We start from the raw sequence: 12,358 nt of genomic DNA on the forward strand, positions 1-12,358 counted from the left end.
AATTTTTAATGATTAAAAAACTAGAACTTATGAAATTTAAATTTATTGCATTATCTTTGTGTATGTTGGCAAGTGCGAATCTGGTAAAAGGACAAGAACATAGTAAGAATTTCACACCTTCTGAAAACCGCCATGACATCCGTCTTTCGGTGAGTGACGGTTTGACTCAGGGAACGGTCGACGTGTTGGGTATGGGACTGCTGGATGCGGTGACAGGCAGCAAGCGTACAGACGAAAATTACAGTCTGGTCTACGGCTTGGGTTATCGTTATTCTTTCGGACGTTTTAAGGTAGGTGCCGATTTGGGATTCTCTAAATCAAACAGCAAACTGACCTTGGCGGGAGAAACGACTCCTTCTCTGAAAGAAAGCAACCTGAATTTCCTGGTACTCCCGGCTGCGGAATTTGTGTACTATAAAAGAGGGCTGGTAGAATTGTATGGAACGGCTGCTGCCGGTGTGAACTTGAGCCGTCACAAGGAGAGCGCATTGACCGATGCCGGAAAAAAGGCGGTGCAAAAAGCTGATTTGAGCACTTCTTTTGCTTATCAGGTAAATCCGATTGCTTTGCGAGTGGGTAATGACCGGATAGGAGGTTTTGTGGAAGCCGGACTGGGACACAAAGGCTTTGTGACGGCAGGCGTTAGCTTGAAGTTTTAATTAAATTCGAATATTGACTGAATCACGAGAATGAAAGCCAATAGAAAGGACATATTCAAATCCCGCTTTCAGGAACATTATTCAAGGCTATGCCATATAGCCTATGGATATGTTTCTGACGCGGACGATGCGGAAGACATCGTGCAGGAACTCTTTATCGGTGTGTGGAACAAGCAGCTTGATGCCATGCCGGAAAAAGAATTCGCAGCCTATCTGACTACTTCCGTAAAAAACAGTTGTATTTCCTTTCTTCGGAAGCGGCGGGAAGACACGGTGTCGATAGAGGACCATCCGGCTTCTGCCAGCTGTCTGCCGGATGAAATGCCAGAGGAAGGAGCACGTTCTCCTGAGGACCTGCTGCATGCGGCCTTGGCCACGTTGCCTCCCAAATGCAAGGAGATTTTTTTGTTGGCCAAGCTTCAGGGCTTGAAGTATCGTGAAATTGCCGGAAAACTGGCTTTGTCGGAGAAAACAGTGGAGAATCAGATGACAAAGGCCATCAAGTTGCTGCGTGTCTATGTGGCCGAGCATGGTTTTCTGCTGGTGACGGTCATTGTTTCCATTTTATCCATGATTATAAATCGTAAATGAGTATGAACAAGAATGAAGATATAAATGAATTGCTGGCCCGTTATTTTGCACATGAGCCGTTGACTCTTGTTCAGCAACGTGCACTGGATGAGTGGATTTCGGCGAATGGTCAGGAATTTGAACGAATGCGAAAGCTGATGGAGATACCGGTAAAGGTTTCGAAAGAGATTCACTTTGATGCCGAAAAGGCCTGGCAGAAAATCGAACCTCGGTTACAGGAACGTCCGAAAACGGTTGCTTTCCGGCGGAAGATGACTTTTATCTGGTCTGCCGCGGCCTCTCTGCTACTGTTATTGGGAATTGGAGCGTTCTATCTTTTCCGTACAGGTACGGAAGAACAGCTCATCCGTTATGCGAATACAGGCACGAAGGAACAACGGGTGCTTTTGCCCGACAGCTCGGAAGTGATTCTGTATCCGAATGCTACACTGGCCTATTCTTTTTCCGGTAAGGAGGAGGGGCGGCATGCCCAATTGCGAGGTAAGGCTTTTTTCCAGGTGAAGAAGATGCACGGGATACCTTTTCAGGTAGAAACCGCTTTGTTGAATGTGGAGGTACTGGGAACTTCGTTTCTGGTGGATGTGACACGGCAGGAAAAGGCGGGTGTGTATGTCAAGACCGGTAAAGTGCGGGTGGAGGCTTCCAGTCAGGAAGTGGTCATTGAAGCCAACGAGAAGGCGGAGCTGAAGGACGGGGCCTTGCAGGCTGACACGATTTCACGTCCGCAGGATGTGTTTGGCGAAGAGCAACAGGTGCTGGTCTTTGAGCGGACACCGGTGACGGAGGTGGTAAGCGTCATAGCCGAGAAGACAGGAATGCGAATCGATTTGGAAAAAGGGCTGGAGAAGAACCTGATAACCACTCGAATCAGTCTGTCGGAACCGGACATTGCCAGCGAGCTGGCTTTTCTTTGTGGGTGCAAATGTGAGACATTGGTAGAAGGAAAACATTACAGGCTTTATGAAAAATAGATGGCTGTTTCTCTTGTTGTGGATGATGAGTGGTTTCGGATTCCAGCAAGTGAGCGGACAGGAAGTCAAATCAGCGCATACGGTAGCGGAAGAGTGGATTCAAGTTCCTGGCTCTTCCGCTACCGTGTCGCAGTGGTTTGGCTGGATAGAAAAGTACACAGGCATCGTGTTGTCGTATAATGCGGCACAGATAGAGATGGATAAAGTCTGCCGGATAGAACGGGGTGAGAAGATGACCGTAAAGGAGCTGTTGGATAAGATTCTGGCAGGTTATCAGGTAAAGACGGCTTTTGTACCTCCCCGGAAGCTGGTGATTCAGGCACGCCGGATGGAAAACTATTATGTCAGCGGTACCGTGTGTGAGGAGGAAAGCGAGGAACGGTTGTATGGGGCGGTCGTGACATTGGAAGACAGGCGTGGAAAGCAATGGAATACCATCTCGAACGAAAACGGGATGTTCCGTCTGTATGTGCCGGAAGGGCTGTATGTCTTGAAGACTTCCTATATGGGCTATACTCCGCAGACCCGTGCCGTCCGGGTGGAAAAAGACTGCTTTGTCCGTACTCATCTGAAGCCGTTGCTTTTTGAAATAGAGGAAGTGACGGTTGAGTCCGGCAAACGGGAAAATGAGCTGAATGGACTGACGCCTTCTAATTTGCTTTCGTTTAACGGGAACGATTTGTTTTCTCAGATTTGGATTCTGCCGGGGGTGACCTCCTCGTTGGCAGGGCATAATTTTATGGTAGATGGGGGAGGATACGATGAGAATCAGTTGTTGCTGGACGGGGTACCTGTTTTCCATCCGGGCCATTTCAATTCCCTGTTGCCGGTCTTCAATGGAGATGCGGTGAAAAACATGGTGTTCTATAAAGGTTTTTTCCCTACCAGACTGGAAGGGAAAATTTCGTCCGTGACGGAAGTGAATCTGAAAGAAGGAAACAAAGATGAACATGTGCGTACGCTTACACTGGATATGCCGGCTGCTTCGGTTACGCTGGAGGGACCGATTCTCAAGAAGAAACTCTCGTATATGGTGAGTGCACGGCGCAGCTGGCTGGATTTCTTCGATGGACTGTTGTCGGAAGAAAACCGCTTGAACCACTCCATGTATGACTACAATGCGAAATTGTCTTATAGCCTTTCTCCCGTCAGTACACTGAATGTGCTGGCTTACGGTGCACGGGATGACTATCGTTTGCCGATTAAGGAGAATGGCGAGAATGCTTCTGTACTACGCTGGGACAATCAGGTTTACCAGCTGTCCTATACTACGCAAAAAGGCAGTCTTGGGAATACGACTTCCGTATTCTATTCCGCTCATAACAACCGGGCGTACATGGGGGAAATGGGGTATGATGGCGAAAGCTATGTGCATAGCGGCATCAAGTCGCTGAATGCGGCGACAGATTTCAGTTATGCTTATGAGAATCTGTATCATGCCCGCTGGGGAGTGAAATATGCGTATGAAATTTACGATCTGGTGTCGCAAGGGGGAGAGGTGACGGTGCGTCATGAACCAGTGAATCAGGTTTCCTTGTATTATGACAACTTGTTGCGCATCTCGCCCGAACTGTCTGTGCAGGTAGGTGTGCATGGAGTGGGGTATTACCCGCAGCACAGCCGTTCGTACTATAGCATCCAGCCCCGTTTCTCGCTGAAATATTTCCCTTCAGAGAAAAATCTGCTGTATGTGAACTTTTCAAAGATGGAGCAATTCTATCATTTCCTCCGTTTTGACAGTTTTTCTTTGCCTACGGATTTCAGGATGCCCAGTATTGACGGTTTCAAGCCTCGTTCCTCCGAGCATTATGAAGTGGGATGGAGGCATTTTCTGAAAGACGGACAGCTGGAGTTTTCCGCCTACTACAAGACGAGAAGAAATGTGTTGGCCTTGCGGCCGGACACGTGGATTGAGGATGGTTCGTGGCAACAGTATCTGATGGCGGGAAGGGGAGACAGTTATGGGATAAAAGGGTATTACTACCAGCAGTGGAAGCGTTGGACTTTGCAGCTTTCGTATGCGTATTCCCGGAGCCGGGAATGGTTTGGCGAGATGCCGGAAAGAGGAAAGATGCCCTCCTTGTATGATGTGCCTCATCAGTTGGCTGGAGCCGTTTCTTACCAGCTGACGAAGCATTCCTTATTTTCCGTAGGGGGGATGTTGCGCTCGGGAAAGGTCATGCAACTGAATGAAGATTTTGAGCTGTTGCCTGCGGAGGAGTTCCGGAAGAGGCGCGAACCGCTCAATTATCGGGTGGATGTGGGGTATTCTTACCGGAAATCCTTGGGCGAAAAACTGCTCTTACTTCGCTTGGGAGTCTATAATCTGGTGGGCAATCCTTCGGAAGAAGACATCCTGAATTTTTATTCGGTGCATTGGCATAGTAATTGTTTGCCATACGGGAGCATCAGTTTTAAGTTTTGAGTAGTGAATTCTGGCTCATTCTTTGTCTTTTTGTGTGTATATTCAAACGAGATTTGCTATTTTTGCACCATCTATTGATGGAACGATGAGTATAAAAGAACTTCAGGATATTTATGCCAAACATCCTAATATCGCTGGTTTGGCTTCTTTGTGTAAGGATAAGAGTGTAAAAAATGTATTTCTGGAAGGTATGCACGGTTCATGTGCTTCCTTGTTTGCTTCGGCATGGGTCAAGTCCGTGCCGGGTGTGTATGTGTTTATCTTGAACGACCTGGAGGAAGCGGGATATTTTTACCATGACATGGTACAGGTAAACGGAGATGCGGACATCCTGTTTTTCCCTTCTTCTTACCGTCGGGCCATCAAATACGGGCAGAAAGATGCGGCCAACGAGATTCTCCGTACGGAGGTGCTGAGCCGTCTGGAACGGCAGGAGCCGGTGGCAGTGGTCACTTATCCGGAAGCCTTGGCCGAAAAAGTGGTATCCCGGAACCAGCTTTCCGCATCTACCTTGACATTGAAGGTGGGGCAGAAAGAGGAGACGGGGAAACTCATGGAGAAACTTTCCGGCTATGGCTTTGAACACGTGGACTATGTGTACGAACCGGGACAGTTTGCCTTGCGGGGGAGTATCCTGGACGTATATTCCTTTGCATCGGAATATCCTTATCGAATCGACTTCTTCGGTGATGAGATTGACAGTATCCGGACGTTTGAAGTCGAGACGCAGCTGTCGAAAGAGAAAAAGGAGTCGGTGAGTATCGTACCCGAATTGTCTACCTCGGAAGGTTCGGATATCTGTTTCTTGGACTTCGTTTCCCAAAATGCGATTCTTTGGGTAAAGGATTTGCTTTGGGTACGCGAACGTATTCAGGCGGTTCATGACGAGACCGTATCGCCGCAGGCGTTGAAAGCCTATGAAGGGGAGGAGACGGACTTGATGAATCTTTCCCGGAAACTGATTGACGGGGCAGAGTTTACGGTGCGTGCCTTGGAGTTTTTCCGGATTGATTTCGGGCATAAGGCCATAGGAACTCCTCAGGCACGGCTTGCTTTCGAAACTTCCGTACAGCCTATTTTTCATAAGAATTTTGAATTGGTGTCGAGCTCCTTTACCGATTTCCTGCAGCGGGGCTATCGTTTGTATATCTGTTCGGATAGTGCCAAACAGACGGAGCGATTGAAAGATATCTTTCAGGAAAGAGGAGACCGGATTACGTTTGAGCCGGTGGACCGTACGCTGCACGAGGGCTTTGTGGACCATTCGCTTCGGATGTGTGTGTTTACAGACCATCAGATATTCGACCGTTTTCATAAGTACAACCTGCGCAGCGACAAGGCACGGAGTGGAAAGGTGGCTTTGTCACTGAAAGAACTGAATACGTTTGAGCCGGGGGATTATGTGGTGCATATCGACCATGGTATCGGCCGTTTTGCGGGACTGGTGCGCATTCCGAACGGGAATACTACGCAGGAGGTCATCAAGCTGGTGTATCAGAATGACGATGTGGTGTTTGTGTCCATTCATTCGCTGCATAAAATTTCGAAATACAAAGGCAAGGAAGGCGAACAGCCGCGTATCAGTAAGCTGGGAACCGGTGCTTGGGAGAAAATCAAGGAACGGACGAAGACCAAGATTAAGGACATTGCTCGCGATTTGATTAAATTGTATTCGCAGCGTAAACAGGAAAAAGGATTTAAATACAGCCCCGACAGTTTCTTGCAGCATGAACTGGAAGCCAGTTTCTTGTATGAGGATACGCCCGACCAGCTGAAGGCTACTCAAGATGTGAAGGCGGACATGGAGAGCGACAAGCCGATGGACCGTCTGGTGTGTGGAGACGTGGGCTTCGGAAAGACGGAAGTGGCCATCCGGGCGGCTTTCAAGGCAGTGGCCGACAACAAGCAGGTGGCGGTACTGGTGCCGACTACGGTGTTGGCTTTCCAGCATTACCAAACGTTTAAGAAGCGTCTGGAGGGAATGCCTTGCAAGGTGGAATACCTAAGCCGTGCGCGGACAGCCAAGGAAACCAGCCGTATTCTGAAGGAACTGGCCGAAGGAAGCATCAATATACTCATTGGTACGCACAAGATTATCGGGAAGAGCGTAAAGTTCAAGGATTTGGGGTTGCTGATTATTGACGAGGAGCAGAAGTTCGGGGTGAGCGTGAAGGAGAAACTCCGTCAGATAAAGGTGAACGTGGATACATTGACCATGACGGCTACGCCGATTCCGCGTACGCTTCAGTTCTCACTGATGGGAGCCCGTGACTTGTCGGTTATCCAGACTCCGCCGCCCAACCGGTATCCGATTCAGACAGAAGTGCACACGTTTAATGAGGAAATCATTACCGAGGCCATCAACTTTGAAATGAGCCGTAACGGACAGGTCTTTTTTGTGAACAACCGGATTCAGAATCTGGCGGAACTGAAGGCCATGATTCAGCGGAATATTCCGGACTGTCGGGTGTGTATCGGACACGGACAGATGCAACCGGAAGAACTGGAAAAGATTATCTTCGATTTTGTCAACTACGACTACGACGTGCTGTTGGCTACGACCATCATTGAGAGTGGTATCGACATTCCCAATGCCAATACCATCATCATCAACCAGGCGCAGAATTTTGGATTGAGCGACTTGCATCAGATGCGGGGACGTGTGGGACGAAGCAACAAGAAGGCTTTCTGCTACTTGCTGGCTCCTCCGTTGTCGTCTTTGACTCCTGAAGCCAAGCGCCGCTTGCAGGCCATCGAGAATTTCAGTGACTTGGGAAGCGGTATTCACATTGCCATGCAGGATTTGGACATCCGTGGGGCCGGGAACATGCTGGGAGCCGAACAGAGCGGATTCATTGCCGACTTGGGTTATGAAACTTATCAGAAGATTCTGAACGAGGCAGTGACCGAACTGAAAAACGAAGAGTTTGCCGATTTGTATGCCGATGAAATCAAGGCCGGCGAAGAGAAAATCAGCGGTGAAGAGTTCGTGGATGAATGTACCGTGGAAAGTGACCTGGAGTTGCTGTTCCCGAATGAATACATTCCGAGCAGCAGTGAGCGTATGCTGTTGTACCGGGAGCTGGACAAGCTGGAACTGGACAAGGATGTGGAGGCGTTCAGGGCCCGGCTGCTCGACCGCTTTGGAAAGATTCCTCCCGAAGGAGAAGAGTTGCTGCGCATTGTGCCGTTGAGGCGGCTGGCCAAGCGCCTCGGAGTGGAGAAAGTGGTGTTGAAAGCCCAGCGTATGACCCTCTTTTTTGTCAGCAACCTGGACAGTCCGTATTATCAGAGTATGGCTTTCGGAAAGATTATTGCGTATATGTCCAAGAACCCTCGTTACTGCAATTTGCGGGAACAGAACGGACGTCGGAGTATGGTGGTCTCCAAGGTGACCAACGTGAAAGATGCAGTCAGTATCCTGCAGGAAATTGTCAGCCTGGACGGAGAAAGTGCTCAGTAGGCCCCGGTTGTCTCAATCGGGTGACAGTGGGATTGCATTTTTGTTTCAGTAAGCTTGGGATGATTCTTTTTCGGGTCGGAAGAGAAGGACTGGGAGGAATAAACGGCTATTTTTATGCCTCAAACTAAGAAAAGCTTATGAGAAAAACAGGATGGATACTGCCGTTTCTGGTTTTCCCTTTGTGCATGCAGGGGCAGACGGCACGTGAAGAGATTGATGAGAATCCGGCACTGGCGGGAGGAAAATACTATGCCTATGAGGTACCCGATGTGCAGCTTACTTCAGCCCCCGCGGGTTATACTCCTTTTTATATATCGATGTTTGCCCGTCATGGGTCGCGTTATCTGACGAAGGAAAAGAAATATACTCAGCCTTTGTCGCTTCTCCTTGCAGCGGATGAGGCCGGGGTGCTGACCGCAGACGGAAAGCGGGCATTGAAGGTGGTGGCTGCTTTGGCTCAGGAAGCCGAAGCACGTTATGGCGAGCTGACGCCGAAAGGGGCGCGGCAACATCGGGAGCTGATAGACCGGATGTACCGGCATTATCCGGAGGTGTTCGCTGACGGTGTGCATGTGGATGCACGCTCTACCTATAAAACACGAGCCTTTCTTTCCATGGCAGCCGGTTGTGTGGAATTGAAGGGGTTGAACCCCAAGCTGCACATCACCACGCAGGCCAGTGAGGCAGATGCCTATTATATAAAGTACAAGAATCCTTTGTATGAAGCACAGCATCTGGAGAACAGTGACTCGGTGTATCGTGTGGCAGATAGCGTGTATGTGCATCCGGCACGCTTGATGAAACAGCTGTTTCGTGATTCTTCTTACGTAGAGGCTCATATCCAGCCGGTGAAGTTGATGACAGACTTGTTTGAATTGCACGGTATCAGCCAGAGCAGCGACCGTCAGCCCGATTTGTCTTTCCTGTTCACTCCGCAGGAACGGTATGACTTGTGGCAGCGTAACAACTTTGAATGGTACTATGAGAAAGGAGCTTCCCCGTTGAGTGACGACTGCATGTACAAGCTCGAAAAAAATCTGTTGAAAAATTTTATCGAAACAGCCGATACCGTGATTGCTTCCCGAAAGAATGGGGTGACGTTGCGTTATGGACATGACACGAACCTGGCTCCTTTGGCGGTACTGATGGGCATCAATGACTTGCAGGCTTCCACGGCGGACTGGCAGCGCATTGCAGATACGTACCGTACCTATTGTATCATTCCGATGTGTGGAAATGTGCAACTGATATTTTACCGAAAGAAAGGGGTGAAAGAGGTGCTGGTCAAGGTACTGTTGAACGAACGCGAGGTGAAGCTGCCGCTTCACAGTGAGATGGCTCCCTATTATGCTTGGAAAGACGTTCGGAATTACTGGTCGAAAATGCTGGAGAGCATCCAGCTGCCGGTACAGGTAAAGTAGTTTGGAAGCATTATACATATTGTAAGGAGGGGTATTTCTTTTTGAAAGGGGTACCTCTTTTTTTTGCACGTATCTCTTGCCTAAATGTAACAAAAAAGAAATTTCTATGCAATAAGGATGAAAATAGGATGGGATACTTTTGCGGCAAATAAGAAAAGGAAATGAAAGCAAGTATTGTTTTGGCGTTGTTGTCACTGATGTCTGCAAGTGTGCAGGCCAGTGTGGTAAAAGGAAAGATTAAGGATGCACAGACAGGAGAGGAAATTATCGGTGCATCGGTAATGGTAAAGGAAGAGCCCGGAAAGGGAGCTGTTACGGGGTTGGACGGTAGTTTTAACCTGTCTGTCAATCGGGATAAATATACATTGGTCTGTTCTTATGTGGGATACAAAAAATATGAGGTGACCATCACTCCAGACAAGAAAGAAATCGTGATTCCACTGAAAACCGATGATGTGGCACTGGATGAAGTAGTGGTGGTGGCCTCCAATCCGGGAAGAACGGAAGCTGGTGCACGCGGTATTGAACGTCAGGCCATGAATGTGGTCAACGTGATGAGTGCTAAGGCCATCGAGCTTTCACCGGATATCACCGTAGCGAATGTGATTCAGCGTATGTCGGGCGTGACCATCGAGCGGAACAGCAGCGGAGAAGGCCAGTATGCGATTCTGCGGGGTATGGACAAGCGCTATAATTATACTTTGATTAATGGGGTGAAAATTCCGAGTCCGGACAACAAGAACCGTTTCGTGCCGCTGGATATTTTCCCGTCGGAGATGCTCGATCGTTTGGAAGTAACCAAATCATTGACTGCCAATATGGAAGGCGATGGAATCGGAGGAGCGGTCAACCTGATTATGAAGGATGCACCTACGGAACGGCAGTTTACCGTGAATTTGTCGACCGGTTACAATGCCATGTATTTCGGCCGTGACTTTCAGTCGTTCAACCACGGGGCCATCGTCAAACAGTCGCCGTATGAACAGATGGGTATGCCGGAAGACAACCGGGTGACCATGGATAATTTCACAACCGACAACTTACGGATGAGCTGGAAAAAGCCTTTGCCGGATTTGACTGCCGGGATTTCTTATGGCGACCGTTTCTTTCAGAACAAGCTGGGCGTGATGCTGGCCGGCAGTTTCCTGAATACCTATCGTGGTAAGGAAAGCCAATTGTATTATCAGCCGGGCACCACTCACAACGGCATTGAGTATCGTAATTACTCTTCCCAGCAGACCCGTATCGGGGCGCATGCCAAACTGGATTATTTCATTAACGAACATCATAAGTTGACCTGGTATAATGGTTACATGGATATGCGTGAAGCAGAAGTGCGCGACGGACATGACGACAAGGAAGGAGCCGTACGTATGAAGTGGAATCACCAGTATATCATCAATTCTACCTTGAAAGGCGAACATTCCTTTTTGGACGATGGGGCGCTTCGCCTGAACTGGTCGGCAGTTATCTCGAAAGCCTACAGTGAGACTCCGGATAATACGGAAATTTTCTTGCAAGGCACACACGTACAGACTTCTGGAGCAGCTACCCGGCGTTGGGAACACAATTCAGATAAAGATAAGGCGGGATATGTGGACTTGATGTACAAACTGAAATTGGACGGTGGTTCTGTCTTTGATTTCTCTGTCGGAGGTATGTACCGTGACAAGAAGCGTGACAGCTTTTTCAATGAATACACCTTCAACTCGGCAACGGGAGTGAAAGATCCGCAATATCAGGGGGAAGACTGGAATAACTACGATGAGATTTTGTTTACTCCCTTGAAATACGGTAACATCAGTGACCCGTTGAACTACGATGCTTCTGAAAAGATTGGCGCAGGCTACGGAATGGTGAAATATACCTATCGGAAATGGGAGTTCATTGCGGGAGTACGTGTGGAACATACCAATCAAGGATATGTATTGAAGTTCCCGACCGAGAATGAAGATCCCGAGGGAAACCAGAAGTATACGGATGTGCTGCCCAGCTTTCATGCAAAATATGGAGTGCATAAGAATGCCAACCTGCGTTTCTCGTACGCACGGTCTATCAACCGCCCCAGCTTCTTTGAGATTGTGCCTTACAGCATCATCAATGAAGACTACAAGGAAAAGGGTAATCCGGATTTGAAACATACTGTGGCCGACAACATCGACCTGCGCTATGAATATTTTCCGAAATCGTCCGAACAGTTTATGGTGGGCATGTTCTACAAACGGTTGCAGAACCCGATTGAATATGGTTTGCTCAACGAGGGACAGGATACCTACTATAAACCGATGAACTTCGGCGATGCAACCAACCTGGGTGTGGAAGTGGATATCATGAAATATTTCAACTGGTTCGGTATCAAGGCTAATTATACGTACACTCACTCTACGATTACGACCGAGAAGCGTATCATGGACGGCAACGATGTGAAGAGCATTTCGCAGACACGTCCTTTGTTCGGACAGGCGGCCCATGTGGCGAATTTATCGTTGCTTTTCAAAAGCACCAAATATGGCTGGGAAGGACAGATTGCCGGAAGTTATACTGGAAAACGTTTGAGCGATATTTCCAACTGGTATAATGATGATATTTGGGAAGACGGCTACATGCAGCTGGATGCATCTGTGGAAAAGAGCTTCAAGAACGGCATCAGTATTTTTGCCAAAGTGTCCAATCTGCTGGACACTCCTTTGTTGCGATTCATTCAAAGTGGCCCGCAAACAGCGAATGTAACCTCGGAACGGAAAGATGGGAATGTGATAGAACGAAAAGAATGGCACGGACAATCGTTCATGCTGGGAATCAGATATAAACTATAATCAAATATAAAT

Annotated in this window: 7 protein-coding genes; all 7 read left to right on the top strand. The window is 48.4% G+C overall.

Features of this window, described 5'->3' with window-relative positions; all coding sequences use genetic code 11:
* Positions 1-29: 29 nt before the first annotated feature.
* The 7 genes from BQ7480_RS05030 (at position 30) to BQ7480_RS05060 (ending at position 12,346) form a co-directional block, all read left to right on the top strand.
* On the top strand, positions 30-659 hold the full coding sequence (locus BQ7480_RS05030; protein ID WP_072541971.1) for a hypothetical protein: 630 nt from the start codon (positions 30-32) through the stop codon (positions 657-659).
* A gap of 30 nt (positions 660-689) precedes the next feature.
* A complete protein-coding gene (locus BQ7480_RS05035; RefSeq protein ID WP_072541972.1) occupies positions 690-1,250 on the top strand; it encodes an RNA polymerase sigma-70 factor in 561 nt (186 codons plus the stop codon).
* 2 nt (positions 1,251-1,252) lie between these two features.
* On the top strand, positions 1,253-2,221 hold the full coding sequence (locus BQ7480_RS05040) for a FecR family protein (RefSeq protein ID WP_072541973.1): 969 nt from the start codon (positions 1,253-1,255) through the stop codon (positions 2,219-2,221).
* Complete coding sequence (locus tag BQ7480_RS05045; RefSeq protein WP_072541974.1) at positions 2,211-4,646, top strand: TonB-dependent receptor; 2,436 nt, start codon at positions 2,211-2,213, stop codon at positions 4,644-4,646. The genes BQ7480_RS05040 and BQ7480_RS05045 overlap by 11 nt, the downstream gene beginning before the upstream one ends.
* An 85-nt stretch (positions 4,647-4,731) precedes the next feature.
* On the top strand, positions 4,732-8,109 hold the full coding sequence (mfd, locus tag BQ7480_RS05050) for a transcription-repair coupling factor (protein WP_072541975.1): 3,378 nt from the start codon (positions 4,732-4,734) through the stop codon (positions 8,107-8,109).
* Between the two features lie 137 nt (positions 8,110-8,246).
* Positions 8,247-9,530 (top strand): histidine-type phosphatase, encoded by a 1,284-nt coding sequence (locus BQ7480_RS05055; protein WP_072541976.1) that lies wholly within the window; start codon positions 8,247-8,249, stop codon positions 9,528-9,530.
* Between the two features lie 161 nt (positions 9,531-9,691).
* Positions 9,692-12,346, top strand: a complete 2,655-nt coding sequence (locus tag BQ7480_RS05060; protein WP_072541977.1) for a TonB-dependent receptor domain-containing protein — start codon at positions 9,692-9,694, stop codon at positions 12,344-12,346.
* Positions 12,347-12,358: the final 12 nt, after the last annotated feature.

This window comes from Bacteroides mediterraneensis (assembly GCF_900128455.1).
GTDB classification, from domain to species: domain Bacteria; phylum Bacteroidota; class Bacteroidia; order Bacteroidales; family Bacteroidaceae; genus Phocaeicola; species Phocaeicola mediterraneensis.

Bases quoted from the DNA above. Each gene is read 5' to 3' on its own strand.
- BQ7480_RS05030 (WP_072541971.1), top strand. From the start codon at position 30: ATGAAATTTAAATTTATTGCATTATCTTTGTGTATGTTGGCAAGTGCG.
- BQ7480_RS05035 (WP_072541972.1), top strand. From the start codon at position 690: ATGAAAGCCAATAGAAAGGACATATTCAAATCCCGCTTTCAGGAACAT.
- BQ7480_RS05040 (WP_072541973.1), top strand. From the start codon at position 1,253: ATGAACAAGAATGAAGATATAAATGAATTGCTGGCCCGTTATTTTGCA.
- BQ7480_RS05045 (WP_072541974.1), top strand. From the start codon at position 2,211: ATGAAAAATAGATGGCTGTTTCTCTTGTTGTGGATGATGAGTGGTTTC.
- mfd (WP_072541975.1), top strand. From the start codon at position 4,732: ATGAGTATAAAAGAACTTCAGGATATTTATGCCAAACATCCTAATATC.
- BQ7480_RS05055 (WP_072541976.1), top strand. From the start codon at position 8,247: ATGAGAAAAACAGGATGGATACTGCCGTTTCTGGTTTTCCCTTTGTGC.
- BQ7480_RS05060 (WP_072541977.1), top strand. From the start codon at position 9,692: ATGAAAGCAAGTATTGTTTTGGCGTTGTTGTCACTGATGTCTGCAAGT.